At 47.3% G+C, this 19,360-nt stretch carries 17 protein-coding genes; 3 read left to right on the forward strand and 14 right to left on the reverse strand.

Features of this window, described 5'->3' with window-relative positions:
* Positions 1-226 precede the first annotated feature (226 nt).
* The 4 genes from BN1002_RS13720 to BN1002_RS13735 all read right to left on the reverse strand — a co-directional run bounded on the left by BN1002_RS13720 (position 227) and on the right by BN1002_RS13735 (position 6,311).
* Entirely contained in the window at positions 227-739 is a 513-nt protein-coding gene (locus BN1002_RS13720; protein WP_048825720.1) for an adenine phosphoribosyltransferase, read from the reverse strand.
* On the reverse strand, positions 730-3,093 hold the full coding sequence (gene recJ / locus BN1002_RS13725; protein WP_048825722.1) for a single-stranded-DNA-specific exonuclease RecJ: 2,364 nt from the start codon (positions 3,091-3,093) through the stop codon (positions 730-732). The genes BN1002_RS13720 and recJ overlap by 10 nt, the downstream gene beginning before the upstream one ends.
* A 488-nt stretch (positions 3,094-3,581) precedes the next feature.
* Positions 3,582-5,846: a protein translocase subunit SecDF gene (gene secDF, locus BN1002_RS13730; protein ID WP_048825725.1), complete on the reverse strand. Its 2,265-nt coding sequence runs from the start codon at positions 5,844-5,846 to the stop codon at positions 3,582-3,584.
* 168 nt (positions 5,847-6,014) lie between these two features.
* Positions 6,015-6,311 (reverse strand): post-transcriptional regulator, encoded by a 297-nt coding sequence (locus tag BN1002_RS13735; RefSeq protein ID WP_048825727.1) that lies wholly within the window; start codon positions 6,309-6,311, stop codon positions 6,015-6,017.
* Between the two features lie 117 nt (positions 6,312-6,428).
* Here BN1002_RS13735 and spoVB point away from each other — a divergent pair, with 117 nt between their 5' ends.
* Positions 6,429-7,991, forward strand: a complete 1,563-nt coding sequence (spoVB, locus tag BN1002_RS13740; protein WP_048825728.1) for a stage V sporulation protein B — start codon at positions 6,429-6,431, stop codon at positions 7,989-7,991.
* Between the two features lie 80 nt (positions 7,992-8,071).
* Here spoVB and BN1002_RS13745 read toward each other — a convergent pair whose 3' ends face one another.
* Positions 8,072-8,740: a DUF421 domain-containing protein gene (locus BN1002_RS13745; protein ID WP_048825730.1), complete on the reverse strand. Its 669-nt coding sequence runs from the start codon at positions 8,738-8,740 to the stop codon at positions 8,072-8,074.
* A gap of 171 nt (positions 8,741-8,911) precedes the next feature.
* Here BN1002_RS13745 and BN1002_RS13750 point away from each other — a divergent pair, with 171 nt between their 5' ends.
* On the forward strand, positions 8,912-9,304 hold the full coding sequence (locus tag BN1002_RS13750; RefSeq protein WP_048825732.1) for a TIGR04086 family membrane protein: 393 nt from the start codon (positions 8,912-8,914) through the stop codon (positions 9,302-9,304).
* Between the two features lie 63 nt (positions 9,305-9,367).
* Here the strand turns inward: BN1002_RS13750 and yajC are convergent, their stop codons facing one another.
* Genes yajC through ruvA form a run of 6 tightly spaced genes read right to left on the reverse strand, consistent with a single transcriptional unit; the run spans position 9,368 to position 13,744 of the window.
* Positions 9,368-9,652, reverse strand: coding sequence for a preprotein translocase subunit YajC (yajC, locus tag BN1002_RS13755; protein ID WP_048825733.1), 285 nt, complete (start codon positions 9,650-9,652; stop codon positions 9,368-9,370).
* A gap of 29 nt (positions 9,653-9,681) precedes the next feature.
* On the reverse strand, positions 9,682-10,821 hold the full coding sequence (gene tgt / locus BN1002_RS13760) for a tRNA guanosine(34) transglycosylase Tgt (protein WP_048825734.1): 1,140 nt from the start codon (positions 10,819-10,821) through the stop codon (positions 9,682-9,684).
* 13 nt (positions 10,822-10,834) lie between these two features.
* On the reverse strand, positions 10,835-11,863 hold the full coding sequence (gene queA / locus BN1002_RS13765; RefSeq protein WP_048825736.1) for a tRNA preQ1(34) S-adenosylmethionine ribosyltransferase-isomerase QueA: 1,029 nt from the start codon (positions 11,861-11,863) through the stop codon (positions 10,835-10,837).
* A 54-nt stretch (positions 11,864-11,917) separates the two neighbouring features.
* A complete protein-coding gene (locus tag BN1002_RS13770) occupies positions 11,918-12,124 on the reverse strand; it encodes a DUF2905 domain-containing protein (RefSeq protein ID WP_048825738.1) in 207 nt (68 codons plus the stop codon).
* A complete protein-coding gene (gene ruvB, locus BN1002_RS13775; RefSeq protein ID WP_048825741.1) occupies positions 12,121-13,122 on the reverse strand; it encodes a Holliday junction branch migration DNA helicase RuvB in 1,002 nt (333 codons plus the stop codon). The genes BN1002_RS13770 and ruvB overlap by 4 nt, the downstream gene beginning before the upstream one ends.
* Positions 13,123-13,132: 10 nt before the next feature.
* On the reverse strand, positions 13,133-13,744 hold the full coding sequence (ruvA, locus tag BN1002_RS13780; RefSeq protein ID WP_048825743.1) for a Holliday junction branch migration protein RuvA: 612 nt from the start codon (positions 13,742-13,744) through the stop codon (positions 13,133-13,135).
* A 136-nt stretch (positions 13,745-13,880) separates the two neighbouring features.
* Here ruvA and BN1002_RS13785 point away from each other — a divergent pair, with 136 nt between their 5' ends.
* Positions 13,881-14,402, forward strand: a complete 522-nt coding sequence (locus BN1002_RS13785) for a hypothetical protein (RefSeq protein ID WP_048825745.1) — start codon at positions 13,881-13,883, stop codon at positions 14,400-14,402.
* Positions 14,403-14,473: 71 nt separating this feature from the next.
* On the opposite strand, the gene BN1002_RS13790 is transcribed toward BN1002_RS13785, so the two are convergent.
* From BN1002_RS13790 to safA, 3 genes are all read right to left on the reverse strand, one after another.
* Positions 14,474-14,995, reverse strand: coding sequence for a BofC C-terminal domain-containing protein (locus tag BN1002_RS13790; RefSeq protein WP_052445644.1), 522 nt, complete (start codon positions 14,993-14,995; stop codon positions 14,474-14,476).
* Positions 14,996-15,400: 405 nt separating this feature from the next.
* Complete coding sequence (locus BN1002_RS13795) at positions 15,401-16,396, reverse strand: phosphotransferase (protein WP_048825747.1); 996 nt, start codon at positions 16,394-16,396, stop codon at positions 15,401-15,403.
* Positions 16,380-18,752, reverse strand: a complete 2,373-nt coding sequence (safA, locus tag BN1002_RS24515; protein WP_052445645.1) for a SafA/ExsA family spore coat assembly protein — start codon at positions 18,750-18,752, stop codon at positions 16,380-16,382. The genes BN1002_RS13795 and safA overlap by 17 nt, the downstream gene beginning before the upstream one ends.
* Between the last annotated feature and the right edge of the window lie 608 nt (positions 18,753-19,360).

Below are 19,360 nucleotides of genomic sequence, written 5' to 3' on the forward strand. Positions count from 1 at the left end.
TATTATCGAGAAAAAAGCAGAAGATGTAAAGTGATTGGAAGGGATTTTTCAGGGATTCCGAAAATTGTGTCGAAAATTCTTTTCAAAATCCATATTTTAACCATTATTCCCCTTTTCTGTCTGTCCTATAAGGAGAAATGAAATCGTGTCAGTACAAACTCACTTCAATAATTTAGAATGTAAGACGAATAAAATCAAGAGAGCACCCGGTTGAGTGCTCCCTTGCCTAATAACGCATCAATGTCTGAATGTCGTAACCTTCAAGTTTTTTGCGTCCATCTAGATAAGTCAGTTCTATTAAGAATGCGATTCCCGCTACAATTCCGCCAAGGCCTTCTACCAGCTTGACAGTTGCTTCAATTGTGCCTCCTGTTGCCAAAAGGTCATCGGTAATCAGGACGCGCTGCCCGGGTTTGATTGCATCCTTGTGGATAGTCAGAACATCCTTGCCATATTCCAGCCCGTAGCTGACTTTAATGGTTTCACGCGGCAGTTTGCCTTCCTTGCGGACAGGCGCGAAGCCCACTCCCAAAGAATACGCAACCGGGCACCCAATGATGAATCCTCGGGCTTCAGGACCGACGACAAGGTCGATTTCTTTCGCGCGTGCGTATTCAACAATTTGATCTGTCGCATATTTATAGGCATCCCCGTTATCCATCAGGGTAGTGATATCTTTAAAGTTTATGCCTGGCTTTGGCCAATCGGGAACGATTGTCACATATTTTTTTAAGTCCATTCTTTTAGTGCCTCCTCATTTTCAACAGGCTCCTGGAGGATTTGGCTGAGAAATTCAGTCAGCTGCTCATAAGACGAATAGAGCAGTTCCTTTTCAAGAGCAATTTGCGAATGCTTTTCTTGATAGATTTTAGACTCGGACAGGTCACGTTTAGATGCCGGTTTTCTAATTGATATCAATCCATTGTTTATTGTAACAAACTCCAGCTCAAAAAACACCTCGGACATAAAATCTATCGTTTCTTTAGACCAGCCCCTCCGTTTTGCAAGCTGGCTGCCATATCGCTCATAATCAAATGGCGCGTTTTTAAGAAGAAAGCCATAAAACCACTTAAAATGATCCCTGCTGGGGATTGTGCTGAAAAAGTCACTCGTCTCTTTAAAAAACACGGCATACACCCTGGCAGGATTTTTTTCTTTCAGAAGTGCTTCAAGGATCTCGCGGGATTGAGGCATATCAACGAGGACAGCATTTTCCCCATCCAGCAACGCCTCACCGGCTTCGGTTTGATTCCGGACAAGCAATACATCATCTGTTCCCTGGCCGGCGATCTCATTCAGTGCTTCCTCATTAAAAAGGATATATTTTTTCTTCACTGCCGGCAGTTTCCCAGGAAGCGAGTGAAGTGTCCGTATTCCCCGAAAATCAAATAATTGCCAGCTTCTCACCGCGATATCTTGGACCATTATTTGAGGTTTTCTTATATTATTCCATTCATTGATGGATAACTCACCTGCGACAGACAGTCTTGATGATGGTGAAATATGATCAAAAAGAGAGCCTAGGCCAAATCCGATCCCATCAAGTGAAGCACCTTCATCCTTCAAAGTCAGTTTTAAATGGCTGTTATCACTGCCAATCCTGCGCAGAGTGGAAATGGCCGCTCCTTCAATCGCAAATCTCGGCTTCGGGTTATCGATGCCGAAAGGGGAAAGCTTTTGTAAATCCTCCAGGACTGCAAGATTAATTTCATCAATTGAAATTTTCGCGTCCAGCTGAAGGACAGGAATAAAGTCTTCAGGTTTCATTTTTTCATTGGCCAGTAGATTCAGCCGATGACGAAGCTCCCCAACATCCTTAAGCTGAAGTGTCATTCCTGCTGCCATCGGATGCCCGCCAAAATGGGGAAGGATGTCCCGGCACTCAGAAAGGTTCCTGTATAAATCAAAGCCTGGTATACTTCTGGCCGATCCTTTTGCAAGTCCCTTCTCATTGTCAAAACTAAGAACGATGACGGGCCTGTAAAACTTTTCAACCAGTCTCGAGGCTACAATACCGATAACACCAGCATTCCAGCCCTCCTGCCCTACGACGAGTACCCGGTTCGATTCTGGCGGGAAGTCGCTTTCCACCTGACTGATGGCTTCAGCGGTAATTTCCTGGACGATAGCCTGCCTCTCTTTATTCAGCCCGTCCATTTCCATGGCGAGCTCTTCCGCTTCGGAATGGTCTTCCGTCAGCAGCAGCTTGACCGCCATGCTCGCGTGTTCAAGCCTGCCAACGGCGTTAATCCTTGGTGCAAGTGAGAAGCCAATCGTCTCCTCATTAGCTGTACGAGGTTCCACTCCTGCATGCCTGAATATTGCCCGTATGCCAATGTTTCCAGTGGCCTGCAGTTTTTCAATTCCCCGTTTGGCAATCAGCCTGTTTTCCCCAGTTAGTGAAACGAGATCGGCAATTGTACCAATGACGGCGATTTCAAGCAAATGTTCAGGTACAGAGCCATAAAGGGCATGGGCAAGTTTAAATGCCACTCCCACACCGGCAAGCTCACGAAACGGGTAAACACTATCCGGCAGCTTCGGATGGATAATCGCCAATGCTTCTGGCAAAATCGGCCCCGGTTCATGGTGGTCGGTTATAATCAAGTCCATCCCCGCCACACGCGCGACTTCAGCTTCATGCACGCCTGAAATGCCTGTATCAACAGTAATAATTAATTTTATTCCACGTTCAGCCGCTTTTTTAAAAGCAGCTTCGTTCGGTCCATAACCTTCGGTAAACCGATCGGGTATGTAATAATCCACATCCGCTCCAAGGTCGCGCAGTGTCATCATCAGGACCGTCGTGCTGCTGACCCCGTCAGCATCATAGTCCCCATATATTAAAATCGGTTCTTCTGCAGCAATAGCCTTTTTTATCCGTTCAACCGCGATATCCATGCCCTTAAGCAAAAAAGGGTCATGAAACCCGCCTCCGGCAAATAAAAAAGACCGTGCGGCCTCCGCTGTGTCCAGCCCCCGGTTAACGAGCATCAATGAAACAAGGCGGGAAATATCCAGTTCCGCCGCCAAGCGTTCTGCAAGAACTTCGTCGGATTCTCGAACAATCCATCTTGTTTTCGAGTTTAACAACACGTTCACCCCTCAACTTTTCCATTATACAGGACAGCGAAAACGAGTACAACGAAAATAACAAAATGCGCAAGCGCCTTCGTGACAGGCAACAACCGCCTGTCCCTGCGAGGACTATTCACAGGAGCTTTCCTTTGTGGTCAGCCCCGATATAGGAAGACTTGGGTTTGCGACAGCAAAACCTTAGTCGCCCTTAATGCGAGCGAAGCGTAGCGCAGCATAAGACGGAGCCCGGAGGACACTGAAAGGCATCCACGAAGGAAATGCGGGCATTTCCGAGGACGGGCCTGCCCTCCGGAGGGATATGGCTTATGACCTCGAGGGGCTAGGCGCTCCTCGGAAAAGGAAAACACTTTTCCTTCGTGCGATGCTATGCTGCCGCAGCCTTCCATGTGGAGCTGGATTATAACAACTTGTTTCGAGTTACCCACAGAGACATATTTATTTAATACTTTCGAAACAAAGAAAAACCGCAGAAGGATCTGCGGTTAAACTTGAGGCTGGTCATTGTAGCGTTTCTTTTCTTTATACGTAATCAGCACGCCTTTTTTCTTCAGTTCTTTCTTCTTCCATTCCACCCAAATCTGGGCAGCAATGAAAATAGAAGAATAAGTACCGATGAGAAGGCCGATGAGCAGGGCAAGCGAGAAGCTCCTAATCGATTCGCTGCCAAGGACAAGCAAGGCAACTACGGTAAAGGCGACTGTCATGACTGTGTTGACAGAACGGCCGAGTGTCTGCCGAATGCTTGTATTAACAACATCGTAAATATCCTCTGGCGTCTTCAGCCTGCGGCGCTTCTGCATGTTTTCCCTCATCCGGTCAAAGGTGACAATCGTATCGTTGATGGCATAACCGACAACTGTCAGGACGGCCGCGATAAAGGTGATATCCACTTCCCATCTAATTATACTGAAGACCGGGAAGATGAAGAATGCAGCGAAAAGGAGCGCGATGATGGCCGAAACCCCCATCGGAAGCTCGAATCGGAAAGCAACGAACACAATCAGCCCAAGTGATGCAATCAACAGGGCAATCATTGCATTTTTCGCAAGCTCCTTGCCGACCGTTGGAGAAACGCTGTTTACTGTCGGGTCTTCCCCGAAAGTCTTATGCATTTCTGTTTTAAGCTTCGTTACCTCTTCTTTCGAAAAATCTTCTTTGAACCTGGCGACGCCAATATTTTTCTTATCTCCTGAGATAACGATATCGTCCGTTTCAAAACCGGCCTTTTTCAGCTCGCTAGAAACCTTTTCCGACGTTAAAGGGCTTTTTGACAGGATTTCCACTCTTGTTCCACTCGTGAAGTCAATGCCGAGATTCATCCGAAGGACAAGAAGGATGATGATTCCTACCGCAACGATTGCAGCGGAGGCGGTGAAAAACGCTCGGCGTTTCTTAACAAAATCGAAACGGTCGAACTTAGTAGGCAGATCCAATGTATCCTTATTATCGGCAAGGCTGTAAATTTGATCCTTTTTCACGCCGAACCAGCCTGACTTCTTGTTCAGGAAGCCGCTGTTTACCCAAAGGCCGAGCAACCATCTTGATACATAAACATTCGTAAAGAAGCTTCCGAGAATACCGATAATCAAGCTTGTCGCAAACCCTTTAACCGAGCTTGTCCCGTAAAAGAACAGGACTGCGGCGGCAAGCAGGGTTGTCAGGTTGGCATCCGTAATCGCGGATAGTGAGTTTTCGTTTCCGGCCTTGAACGCGGCCTTGATCGATTTCCCAACCTTTATCTCTTCCTTGATCCGTTCATAGGTGATGATATTGGCGTCTACCGCCATCCCGACACCAAGGATGAGGGCTGCTATACCAGGAAGCGTGAGTACCACATTCAGCCAATCAAATATCAGTAAAGTCAGGAACATATAAATTGTCAATGTAATTGTTGCAATGAAGCCCGGGAACCTGTAGTAGCCGATCATGAAAGCAAAAATTGCAAAAATCCCGACGAGCCCGGCAAAAATGGTCTTGTCCATTGCCTGCTCCCCGAATTTCGCGCCGACAGAGGTTGAATAAATTTCAGTCAACTTGACAGGCAGCGCGCCAGCATTCAGCAGGTTCGCAAGTGTCGTAGCTTCTTCCGGAGTAAACTTACCCGTAATCTGGACTGAATTAGTATTCAATACTTTCGAAACGCTCGGAGCCGAAAGGAAGCCCGGTTCTGGTTTCGTTACTTCTTCTTTGAATGAGTCTTTTCCTTCTTCAAAATCAAGCCAAATAACTAATACGTTATTAGGTGCATTATTAAGGATTTCCTCTGTTACCTGGCGGAATTTATCCGCGCTTTTCAATTTCAGGGAAACGCTCGGATTGCCATTTTCGTCAAAAGACTGCTTCGCGCCTCCTTGGACAAGGTCAGTCCCATCCAGCATAACTTTATCGTTATAATCCCTGAAGCTTAAGTTGGCTTCCGTTGAAAGAATCTCACGGGCTTTAGCCTGGTCGGTCACCCCCGCAAGCTGGACCCTGATCCTGTCTTTCCCTTCAATCTGGATATTCGGCTCGCTGACGCCCAGCACGTTGATCCTTTTGTCAAGCGCTTCAGCCGTGCTTGCCAGCGCGTTCTGGTCGATTTTCTGGCCTTTCTTAGCCGGTTCGACTTTATAAAGAATTTCAAACCCGCCCTGAAGATCGAGGCCTAGTTTGATATCGTTCAAGATATTTTTCGATGTGGCCCCAATCAGGCCTCCGACTATGAGGATTATTAGAAAAAATGCCACGATCCTGTTGCGCTTAACCATTCTGCCGTTCCTCCTTCAATTCCTGAAAACTATACCAATGATTCAATAAGTCCAATATTCTCATTATGAATTATCAAGAAATTCCTGTCAATTTGTGATTGGTAACATTTTTGCCTCCTGCCGAATATAAAAGGCCCCGCCTTGAAAGCGGAGCCGGAAGAAACGGTACTACTTCAGCAGCTCTTTCCAATCTTCTTCATTATCAAAAGAAAAAGGAGATTCCTTGTAAGTTTCGATTGTTGCATAGCTGATGAAATCACTCATTTTTACAGACAGGACATCCTGCACGATTTCATGGAGCTGTTGTTCCTCTTTGATCTTCCTCCATTTTTTATTAATAAGATAACCCCAAAGCTCATCACTGGAAATGGAATTATTCCCGAGCAGGCGAAATTCCTCCAGTTTGCTTTGGAGGGCTGGCGCAAGTGTTCCGCGGTACTGTTCATATGTATGCCCGTTTACCATTTTGCCCCTCCAGTTACAGTTTGTCTTTTTTTAATCGGCCCTGGTGTCTGTTTGTCCATCTCGATGCATATAGTTAATTGTATATGAAATCCGCAATTTTGAGAAGGTGGGAAACGGATGTCGAAGTTTTTAAAAGGGACAGCGATCCTGCTCCTCGCAGGCTTCATAACGAGAATCCTCGGCTTTATAAACCGTATTGCGATCGCGAGATTTATAGGGGAAGAAGGGGTCGGCCTTTATATGATGGCCTACCCGTCCCTTGTCCTGGTCATCACCATCACCCAATTCGGCCTGCCGGTTGCAATATCCAAGAACATTGCCGAAGCTGAGGCGCGCGGCGAGTATGGCAAGATCAAAAAGATCCTCGTCGTCTCCCTCGCGACTACATTGACTTTATCGGCGATTTTCACACCCGCGCTCATCCTTCTCGCCCCATGGCTTTCGGAAACCCTGTTTACAGATAACCGGACTTATTACCCATTAATCGCCATTGCTCCGGTTGTGCCTGTTATCGCTGTTTCTTCCGTCCTGAGGGGGTACTTCCAGGGAAGGCAAAACATGAAACCGGCCGCCTATTCCCAAATCCTTGAGCAGTTTTTCAGGATTATCCTGATCGCAGTCATGACAAAAGCGTTTTTGCCTTACGGAATCGAATACGCGGCAGCCGGAGCAATGCTGTCGGCTGTAATTGGCGAAATAGTTTCGTTCATTTATTTGCTAACAGCTTTCAAGCTAAAGAAAAAATTCCGCCTGAGAAAGGACTTTTTTAAATTTGTCCGCTCTGGAAAACAGCCTTTCCGGGAATTAATGAATGTGGCTGTACCGACAACTGGCAGCAGGATGATCGGTTCGATTTCCTGGTTTTTCGAACCGATTGTCGTGTCACACAGCCTCGGGCTCGCAGGAGTGGCGGCTACAATTGCAACAAAGCAATATGGCGCGCTCACTGGTTTTGCAATGCCGTTGCTGCTCCTTCCTTCTTTCATTACCTATTCGCTCGCTACCTCCCTAGTTCCGGCGATCAGTGAAGCAAACTCGAAAAATGATGGAAGATTGATTGAACACCGGCTGCAGCAATCTTTAAGGCTGTCTTTTTTGACAGGCGGGATTTCTGTGGCAGTTCTCTATGTCCTTGCGGAACCTTTAATGCTCTTGATGTACGGCTCCGAAAATGGCGCGCATTTCATTCGGATCATGGCACCTTTCTTTTTGTTTTATTATTATCAAGGCCCCCTTCAGGCAGCCTTGCAGGCATTGAATCTCGCCCGGGCGGCAATGTTCAACAGCCTAATCGGTTCTGTTGTCAAAACGGCGGTGATATTTGCCCTCGCCTCCCAGCCGGCATTCGGGATAAACGGAGCCGCACTAGGAATTATTACCGGCTTCGTCCTCGTGACAATGCTCCATTTTGCGACAGTCTTAAAAAGGATTTCGTTCACTTTTTATTTTATGGAATATGCCAAAGCTTTCATGGCAATCATCGCAGCCGGCCTCTGCGGCTCTTTCCTTTATACTGGCATGCCGTCCTCTATTCCCCTGTTAAACAGGGTAGTGCTGGCTATTCTTTGCATGATGGCTGTTTATACAGTTCTTATTTTATTTCTAAAGCTCATTAAACAGGGGGAACTGAAAAAAATCCCGCTAGTAGGAGGATTTTTGGCAAAATTGGCCTTCAGGTAAGAGTGGGCAATCAATTGGGAACTTTCACTTTGCCATAAAGTTAAAGCAAAATTAGGCTGGCAGAAAACACTGCCAGCCCTTTACTCGGTGCTATTCTTATCAAAGTAAATTTCCCCCTGGTCATAACTGCAAAAGGAAATGTCCCTTATTTCAGGCGCGTCGATCTTCTTTAACTCGCTTTTCAGCCAATCCGCTGTTTTATTGATCCTCTGCAGATTTTCCTCCTGGATAACTCCGTCAACGATGAGCGGCATGGTGATATCCCCTTGGACCTGCTTTTTATTTTTCTTTTTCTTAGGTTCCTTTTTAAAGACGGAAAGCTTTCCGGTTGATTCCAGAATGGCAAATTCGACATCTGAAATATTTCTTATATCCTTCTCACGCAGCTGTACAAGGAGATCATCAAAATTGTACCGCTGCTTTTTCATCGCCTTTTCATCAATTTTTCCTTTGTTGATGATGATAGTGGGCCTGCCGTCAATCATATCTCTGAACCTTTTACTTTTAAGGGATATGTAAGAAAAGATGATTTGCAGGACGACAATCGCGATGATTGGAATCAAGGTATGGAAAAGATGATCTTGGGTGTTTTCAATTGCCATTGAGGCAATTTCAGCCAGCATGATTGTCACGACAAGGTCAAAAACACTTAGCTCCCCTACTTCCCTTTTACCCATTAATCGAAAGGTAACGATCATGAGAATATACACAAGTATTGTCCGAAAGAGTATTTCCCAATGATGAGCCATAGTGCCGCCTCCCGGAAATCGATATCCTTTAGTGTCTGCCTGATTCGATTAATAAATACGGTACTTTTTCCCATTCACCAAAAAGAAATACATTCTAAAAACTCGTTTAGCGAATATGCTTGTACTAGGGAACTATCGCTAAAAACAGGTGCGGGCGGAAAGGAGAGGGTTATGATCGAGACAAGAAGCATTGGGAGGGGCATCCTCTATGGGCTGATTTTCATTTTTGCATTCGCAATCATCAACTCGCTGATTTTTTCATTAATTTTGCGATTCACATCAGTCAGGGAACTGTCGCTGGAGTACATTATCACAGCAATGTCCTTTATCGGGCTTTTTGGAGGCGGCTTTCTAGCAGGGGGCAAAGTAGGGGAAAGAGGCTGGCTTCTGGGTGGCCTTACCGGGCTGCTTTATTCATCGATTGTCTTTTTGTTTCAATTTCTTGGGTACGACAGATTGTTTGATGGCGAACAGATTGTTTATCATATATGTTATATCCTCATTTCCATGATGGGCGGCATACTGGGCGTCAATATTGCGTCGCCGAAAAGGATTCCTTCTTAAATTCAGTTTTAATACGGCAAAAGGCATTCCACTTTTCAGCGGAATGCCTTTTTTCGCAGCTTATTATGCGTTAGAAGTTTCAGAAGCAACAACATCGCGAATCGCCGCGCGATCATATGTAAGTCTGCTTCCATCTCCACAGCGGATGACAACTTTGTTTTCATCCAGTGAATCCACAAAGCCATGAAGGCCGCCGATCGTTACGACGCGGTCCCCCTTTTTCAGTTCACTTTGCATATTCTGAACTGCTTTCTGGCGTTTCTGCTGCGGACGGATCAATAGAAAATAAAATAGGACGAACATTAGGATTAATGGCCCTATTGTATTAAGTAGATTTCCACCACCCATTTCATAACCTCCTTTCCAGTACACTCTATTTAGAAATTTTTCGCGTCCGGCTTATTAAAGCCATAACGTTCAAAATATTCTTCTCTGAAGTCCCCCAGACGGTCTTCCCTGATTGCCTGTCTGACTTGCTCCATTAATTCTATCAGAAAATGCAAATTATGATAAGATGTAAGTCGAATTCCGAAAGTTTCGTCACTTTTTATCAGATGCCTGATATATGCTCGGCTGTAATTGCGGCAAGTATAGCAGCTGCAATTTTCATCGATAGGACCGAAATCACGGGCATATTTGGCGTTTTTCACTACAAGCCTTCCATTGCTTGTCATTAGTGTTCCGTTGCGGGCAATCCTTGTCGGCAATACGCAGTCAAACATGTCGACCCCGCGGATCGCTCCATCAATAAGTGAATCTGGGGAACCGACTCCCATTAGGTATCTCGGCTTGTTGGCTGGCAAAAGCGGAGTCGTGAATTCAAGTACCCGATTCATTACATCCTTTGGTTCACCGACAGAAAGGCCACCAATTGCGTAGCCAGGAAAATCAAGGCTGACGAGATCCCTGGCGCTCTGTTTCCGGAATTCTTCGTACTCTCCTCCCTGGACAATGCCGAACAGCCCCTGGTCTTCAGGGCGCTTGTGAGCTTTCAGGCACCTTTCAGCCCAGCGGGACGTCCTTTCAACCGACCTTTTCATATATTCAGGGGTTGCCGGGAACGGTGGGCACTCGTCGAAAGCCATCATAATATCAGGCCCGAGCGCATTTTGGATTTCCATTGCCTTTTCCGGTGATAGGAAGAGTTTATCCCCATTCAGATGGTTGCGGAAATGGACGCCTTCCTCCTCGATTTTCCTGAATTCACTTAAGCTGAAAACCTGGAAACCGCCAGAGTCAGTCAGGATCGCCCTGTCCCAATTCATGAATTTATGGAGGCCCCCTGCTTCTCTGATGATTTCATGGCCCGGTCTGAGCCAGAGATGGTACGTATTACTCAGGATGATTTTCGCACCCATTTCCTTCAGTTCTTCAGGCGACATCGTTTTTACAGTCGCAAGAGTCCCGACCGGCATGAAAATGGGAGTTTCGAAACTTCCGTGCGGTGTATGGACTCTCCCAAGCCTTGCGCCGGTTTGTTTGCATGTTTTAATTAATTCATAACGAATGGCAGCCATTGCCTCTCTCCTCCTAAATAATCAGCATTGCATCGCCGAAACTGAAAAAACGGTACTGTTCCCTAACCGCCGTTTCGTATGCGTGCAGGACATGTTCCCTGCCCGCCAGCGCGCTCACAAGCATGATCAGTGTTGATTTTGGCAAATGAAAATTGGTAACCATCCCGTCAATCCCTTTAAATTCATAACCTGGATAGATGAAAATGCTTGTCCATCCCGAATCTTCCCTGAATCGGCCGCCATTTGCCGATGCGACCGTCTCCAAAGTCCTTGTCGATGTTGTGCCGACTGTGATGATCCTGCCCCCGTTTTCCCTCGTTTCATTAAGGAGCCTTGCCGTGCCTTCAGATACCATATAAAATTCTGCATGCATATCATGCTCATGAATATCGTCGACACTGACCGGCCGGAATGTCCCAAGGCCTACATGGAGGGTGATGAACGCAGTGTTGACGCCCATCGCTCGGATTTCTTCAAGCAATTCCTCAGTGAAATGAAGGCCAGCCGTCGGAGCGGCAGCCGAACCCCTTTCTTTTGCAAAAACGGTCTGGTACCTGTCCTTATCATCAAGCTGTTCCTTTATATAAGGAGGTAGAGGCATTTCGCCCAGAGTATCAAGGATTTCATAAAAGATGCCATCATAGCTGAATTCCAGCACTCGCCCGCCATGGTCGGCTTCTTCAACGCAAACCGCCTTCAAAAGGCCTTCCCCAAATTCAATCTCCGTTCCGGCCTTTACCCTTTTGGCAGGCTTAACTAGCGTTTCCCACTTGTCGCCTTCTATCTGCTTCAGCAGCAGGATTTCCAATTTTGCGCCGGTATCCTTTTTTGCCCCGTAAAGCCTGGCGGGCAGGACCCTTGTATCGTTCAGGACAAGGCAGTCCCCTTCACGGAGATATTCCTTTATATTCTTGAATATTTCATGCCTGATCTCGCCCGTTTCCTTATCAAGAACCATCAGCCTGCTGTCAGATCTGTTTTCGAGCGGCGTCTGGGCGATTAAATCTTCGGGCAGATGAAAATCAAATAAATCTACTTTCACTTTTTCCGCATCCTAACGTTATTTACTGGTTGGAAACCGGAAAACCAACCGCGATCAGCGAAACTTTCCGATTACCATGAAAATAAGTGACAGCACAATACTGATAACAATCGAAGTGACAACCGGAAAATAAAAAGTTGTATTTCCCTTCTTGATCAAAATATCCCCCGGCAATTTCCCAAGGTTGAAAATCGGCATCAGCAGCCCGATCAGAAAAATAATCGCGCCGATTGCCATCAGCATTTTAGATAAGCCTGTCATCTTTTCGGCACCTCCATATGGAAATGGCGATAAACAAGGTCAGTGACAACCCTGCCCCTCGGCGTCCGCTGCAGAAAGCCAATCTGCAGCAGATATGGTTCATATACATCCTCAATCGTATCCGATTCTTCACCAATTGAGGCCGCTATCGTATCAAGGCCTACCGGACCGCCGCGGAACTTCTCGATAATCGCTGTCAGCAGCTTATGGTCTATGTGATCAAGTCCAAGCCTGTCAACCTGGAGAAGTTCCAAGGCCTCATCCGCCATCGCAAGGTCTATCTCCCCGTTTCCTCTTACCTGGGCAAAATCGCGGACCCTGCGCAGCAGCCTGTTCGCAATCCTTGGGGTTCCCCGCGACCGTCTGGCGATTTCTGCCGCTGCTGTCCCGCTGATTTCCGTCGTCAGGATTTCAGCCGTCCTCTCGATGATTTCCTTTAATTGCTCTTCCTTATAATACTCAAGACGGGATAAAACGCCAAATCTGTCCCTCAGAGGAGCGGAAATGGCACCCGCCCTCGTGGTCGCTCCCACCAAGGTGAAGGGCGGCAGGTCAAGCCGGACGGAGCGGGCTTCTGGTCCTTTGCCGATCACGATATCCAGGCAAAAATCCTCCATGGCAGGGTAGAGGACCTCCTCAATCGATCGCGGAAGACGATGGATTTCATCGATAAACAAAACATCACCAGGCTCCAAGGACGACAATATCGCCGCGAGGTCGCCTGGCCGCTCTATCGCAGGGCCTGACGTTGTCCTTAGGTTAACGCCCATTTCGTTTGCAATAATGGCCGCAAGAGTAGTTTTTCCCAAACCGGGTGGCCCGTATAACAATACATGGTCCAATGTTTCCTTGCGCATCAGGGCAGCCTGGATAAACACCTCCAGATTAGCCTTTACTTTGTCCTGGCCGATATACTGGCTAAGCGTCTGGGGCCTCAGGCTTGTCTCAAAGACAATATCCTGCTGGTCCGCTTCACTTGAAATGACTCTATCTTCCATTACGATCAACCTACTTTAAAAGCCGCTGCAGGGCTTTTTTGATATATTGGTCCGTTGACAAGGTTTCTTTTCGCAGCTCGGCGGAAATTTTATTGATTTCCCTTTCTGAATATCCGAGTGCCTTCAAAGCCAATACAGCTTCCTCGAATTCCTTCGTGCCGCTCTGCGCGGCAGGCATCCCGTCATCTTGATTGAACAGGTCAGGGAACAAATTCGGAGTAATATGCTGGAGCTTCCCTTTTAGGTCGAGGATCATCTGGCGCGCGGTTTTTTTCCCGACGCCCGGAAATTTGACTAGGAATGCCTCATCTTCATTTTCAATCGCCGTTACAACCTGCTTTGGCTCGCCAAAAGCAAGAATCGCCAGCGCACCTTTAGGCCCGATGCCGGAAACACTAAGCAGTTTCGTGAAAAGGGTTTTTTCCTCCCTTGTCGCGAATCCGAACAGCCCCATAACATCCTGCCTGACATAATGATACACATATACAGTGACTTCAGTACCGGTTTTGCCGGCATAAGCAAAGGGATTTGGCGTCGCAATCTGCCAGCCGATGCCCGAATTTTCGACTACTATGTACTCCGGACCTACAAAATCCACTTTCCCCCTAATAAATTCAAACAATATCCTCTCTCCTCTTTCTTGCTGTATCTCATTCTACCATACTATTTTTATTTGTTTGAAGAAAATAGTTGCTTTTACCAGTCTCCATTCCTTATAATTAGAAAGGTTTTAATATTCAGATTGGGGGTTTTTGGAAATGAAGAAATTATTCGCATTGCTTGCAGTTTTCACTTTGGCGTTTGCGGTAATCGGCTGTTCCAACAAGGAAGAGTCAAAAGGCGCCGATGATACAAAGAAAGAAGAAAACAAAGCAGAGCTCACTGATCAAGTGAAATCAAAAATGTACAACGCGGTCCGCATGGCAGAAAATAAAGTCAACACAGTTTATGCCCATGACACGGATGAAGATGGCGAAACACCGCTCTTAAATGCAACTTTTGCAGACGAAGCCGCTGCTGAGACATTCCTTACGAAGTATTACAGCGAAGATGTGGCTAAGAAAATTTCCAGCCACTATTCCACTGGAGAAAAAAACAAAGACGGCAGGCCAATCGAAAAAGCCGACCCGTTCTTTGCAAAGCCAATCTCCGATACAACCCAGGACGAAGTAACAATTGAAGGCGACGCAAACAAAGGCACAGTTAAAACAAAAGACAACGTTACATACACTGTTGAGCTGAAAGACGGCCAATACGTTGTAACAGGCGTTGAAAGCTAATAAACCGCAAGAAGACCAGGCTGATGGCAGCCTGGTCTTTATTTTTGGAATGCAGCAATGCTGCTAATCAGTCAATTCCGGCTTTCGTCACAGGCCGAATAAGGCTTGAAACTCTCGAGTACTTCCATATAACGGTCCCTCGTTCTGATTGGAATGCCTTTTTGCAGCTCAACCTGCTTCCGGCTTTCCAGCTTTTTTACATCAATTTGAAAAAAAGATTGAATGATTTGTGAATAGGGTGGTTTGCCGTTAAAAATCGCAAGGACTCCTTCATCATTAAGCCCGAAATAGCCATTTGCCTTAAGGAGAGGGGAAATATCCTCAACATGTTTCCTCAGCACAACCGACTCCCTGCCCACGTCGACAGCCGACCAATCTTTATATCGAGCCCAAAACTCCTCCCAGGAAGCAGCCGATACATCAGAATGCTCCTGACTGACCTCCCCGTCCACATACACCTTCTCTAGGGTGACCTTCAAACGAAGAGGATCCATCTGTCCGCCAGCATCCATCGCTGACCCGCACACAACCACCTCCGCGCCAAACAGAAAAATGAAGAACACAGCTCCCAAAACCGCCGCCTTACGCTTCATCCAAACCACCTCTTCCACAAAAAATTAACCACCCCATCAAACCCATTCATAGCATTTCCCGAAATTGCCTAATTATGTGAAGCAGGGGATGGTTCCAGTGTATCTTTCGCACCCTAAATAATTGCGGGGAGAATCGCTATTAAGCAGAAAGACGGGAAACCATGACCATATAAGGAAACACCCGGCGGTCTTCTAAATTATGCACCTTTCACCGTTGGCCTCGGAATAAAAAAAAGGCCCCAAACGGCCCATTAAAAAAACAGTCTCCTCGCAAAGGAAAGGAGCATGATAAAAGCTACTATGAACATCAAAATAACAAGGTTCCGTTCCTGCCGATCTTCTTTCTTCAAACCATTCACCCTTCTAGGGGCAAAGCCGGACATTCGGCGCCCATTTTTATTCGCTTCACCCCGATTTTACCATATTGCCGATTTTCTTGATAAACTGGTGTCTGGCGAAAAACTGTCTCTCTGTCCATTTTTTCATCTGCATGATTGTATTAATGTCAGGTTCATCCTCATTTTTAAAAATCCGATTCCATTCCCTCAACAGATCCGCCGGGTACGCAAGCGCGAATAAAAACCCTTTTTCATTCATGAAAGCCGACAACTGCCTGTATTTTGCCAATTCATTGATCGACCAGTTGAGAAACGGCAAAATCCTGTTTCCATATTGAAGATAATCAATAACGGGAGGCCCTATGCTGATTAAATCAAAGTCGATTAAATAAATTTTCCCGTTCCACGCACGGAGAAAATTATGATGGGCGACATCACCATGCAATATTGCCTCCACCTCTCCAGTGAAAAACCCCTCGCACCTCCTCATACCTTCTAGTGCAAATGAAGCCCATCCACTGATTTCATCCATCATTTCACTGTTAACAAAATAGCTGATCACAGGTTTATTAGCCTCAAACCGATCCTGGCGCTGCTCCCATTTTTCGATAAGCCTGGCGGGTGGGATAAGAGTTTTGTACCTTTGCACTATTTTTTCAGTGACGGAATGATAGTTTTGCAAAAGGTTGAGGCCTGCTAGACGGTCTGTATCCAGATGATAAGAAAATGAATGAAGATGGGGGAGGATAAATTCTATAATCCCTAGATAGACTCCATCAAGATAATAAGGCTCCCGCCTCCCCGGGCGTAAATAGCTATAAGCCGACGTAAATCCTTCCTTTTTGAGAGTCGCTGTAAAGGCCTCCTGAAGCTTCAGCCTGTTATAGGAGGAATAACACTTAATAATATAATCCCCTATTGAAGAATTCAAAAGAAAGACAGTCGGCCTGATCATATCCAGTTTAATTATATTGCCTGGAAATACTTTCTTTAAATAAGAGAGGAGACGATAATGGAAATTGTCGTCTCCTTGGTGGTTTTTCAGGCTAATCGGCGCTTTCATCGACGTTTCCATAATATGGGCCAGAAAGCCCGTAAGGATGCAAGAGCGGAGGCTGGGCAAAAGGCAGCGGCGGTGTGAAAATTTTAGGAATCGAAGGCGTAAATTCCCGTTCCGGCGGTTCTCCCCGCATTTGGCTGGTTTGCTCCTCTTGCGCCTGGCTGCCCAACTGTGGCATTTGCTGTTCACCATATGGCATCTGGCCGCCAAGAGTTGGAAGCTGCGTACCGTATTGGCCCATCATAGGCATCTGCTGGCCCATCTGCGGCTGAGCACCTCCAAACTGTCCGTAAGGCTGCATTCCGCCAGGATATGGTTGCTCCATCGGCATCCCCCCCCCGCCGTATGGCTGCTGGCCATACATCGGCTGGCCCATTCCACCCGGATATGGCTGACCCATTGGCATACCCGCTCCGGCAAACGGCTGCTGGCCGTACATCGGCTGGCCCATCCCACCCGGATATGGCTGCCCCATTGGCATACCCGCTCCTGCGAACGGCTGCTGGCCATACATCGGCTGCTCCATTCCCATAGGGTACGGCTGGGACATTGGCATTCCACCCGGGCTTAGCGGCTGCTGGCTGTATATCGGCTGGCCCATGCCAGGATTGGTCTGTTCCATGGGCATACCTGCACCTGCTACTGGCTGCTGGCCATACATTGGCTGCTCCATCCCCATCTGGTATGGCTGCCCAAATGGCTGCATCCCTTCTACTGGCTGCTGGCCGTACATTGGCTGTCCCATCCCACTAGGATTTGGCTGTCCCATTGGCATACCAGCGCCAGTCATTGGCTGTTGGCCATACATCGGCTGCTCCATCGGCATACCAGCGCCTGCCAATGGCTGTTGGCCATACATCGGCTGCCCCATTGGCATACCAGCGCCTGCTATTGGCTGTTGGCCATACATCGGCTGCTGAGCCCCATATGCGAACTGCGGATATGGATTTCCTGTATAGCCAATAGGCGATTCATCCCCTGACTCCCCAGCAAAAGCAACCTGGGAACCGTATGGATTCTGGATACCCCCTTGCATTGGCTGAGTCAAGTATGGATTGGCATAAGAACCCTGACCGATTGGGGCGGGATCATCATGCATGGATAGCTGTTGACCCCCATAAGGCATGCCCATATGGACTTGCTGCTGCCCATCTGCCATCATCGCTGCTTGATAAGGCGATGTAGCTCCGGAAACACCGCCATACTGGCCATGGCCCATTTGGTGCATATATAGCATTGAAGAGGAGGAAGAAGAAGACTCAACTTCATCATAATGGACATGCATCGTTCCAGCAGTTCCCGGCATCATATTTTCCATTCCGGCAACCATTTGAGGCTGTGGATAACAAGGATCAGGCTGGAACATCGCCGCTTCAACCTGAGGGACAGGGTAACACGGGTCTGCAGCCATCATGCCTCCCACCATCGGATAAGGCGGACATATCGCTTCAGGAATCATCGCCTGGTGAACCGGCGGGTACGGCACTGGGCAAGGATAACAGACACCGGGCATGACTGGTGTCACTGGTAAATAATATTCCTCACATACAACTGGCTGTTCCACACACACAGGAGCTGGCGCCGGGGGTGGTGACTGGATCGGCATTTCCTTTACTGGCTTGACGGGCATTTCCTTCACTGGCTTGACCGGCATTTCCTTCACTGGCTTGACCGGCATTTCCTTCACTGGCTTCACAGGAACTTCCTTTATCGGAGGCAACGGTGGCGGAGCCGGCACCTGTTTCACAGGTACAATAGGTTTCTCCTTCACAGGCTTAATTGGTACTTCTTTGACTGGCATGATTGGAACTTCCTTTTTTGGAGGAAGCGGCATTTCTTTTTTCGGAGCGATTGGCATTTCTTTTTTCGGAGCGATTGGCATTTCTTTTTTCACCTGGATCGGCATTTCCTTTTTCGGTGGCACAGGAAATTCTTTATTTGGTGCGACATTTACATTGGACATATTCATCAGATAATAATTTTCGATGTCCACTTCCTGGATGGGCTGCTGTGGAGCAAATGGCGTGACTGGAGCTTCTAAATTTATTGGCTGGGCAGGAACCGGCACATCCGGAGTTTCCTGCGTCTGCAGTTTCTTTAAATTCGCAAAAGGATGCTCAGCTGTTGGTACTTCCTTTTTTCCCCCGATATTTATGGCCGCCCCCGGATTTGTTCCGCCGGCGGATGCGCCTTTCTTCACGCTGCCCCCCGCCGACGGGACCTTCACTTTCATACCGGGCATAATCATATCAGGGTTGCTGAGCTGTGAATTCATCTTTTTCAGCTCTTCAAAATTCACGCCGTACTTCTTGGCGATCTTCCAAAGAGTATCCCCTTTCTGTACGATATGGATTTTCACTCTGATTTCCCTCCTATGGCATAAGTCCATATAGTGTATGTTGGTGTGGGCAAAATGCTAACAATCTACATAAAAAGTTATGCAAGTGCCTTTTCTTTTATGATGGCTCTGATATCCTTGATTGTTGATTTCCACTCCAGGGACATGCTTTCCGCGGGGCGAAGCACCTACCTGTATTTACTTCAAGAGAAACATCCATGAATTGGCTTCGTGCAGCTTTGCGACGAGCTGAAGGTTCACTCCAACGAATAGTCTGTGGCGCAGGAGCATTCTTTTATGGAGCCTCCTCGGCGTCCTAGACGCATGTTTGTCCAGCTGCAGCGCCTAGCCCCTCGAGGTCGCTTCGGTCCCGAAGGAAAAGTCAAAGAACGACTTCCCCTTCTGGCCCTCCAGCGCTTGGCTACGCTTCGCTCGCATTAAGGGCGACTAGGATTTTGCTTCGCAAAACCAAGTCTGCGAATAGTCATCGCAGGGACACAAAGGAAAGCTTCCATGAAAGATCATCGCAGAGACAGGCGAACTTGCCTGGCGCGAGGCGGTTTTTGCCTGTCACGAAGGCGCTTTCGCTTTTCGAGGGGTCTCCACGTGCCGCTTCATCCCGCAGGAGT

The sequence above is a fragment of the Bacillus sp. B-jedd genome, assembly GCF_000821085.1.
Classification (GTDB): Bacteria; Bacillota; Bacilli; order Bacillales; family Cytobacillaceae; genus Bacillus_D.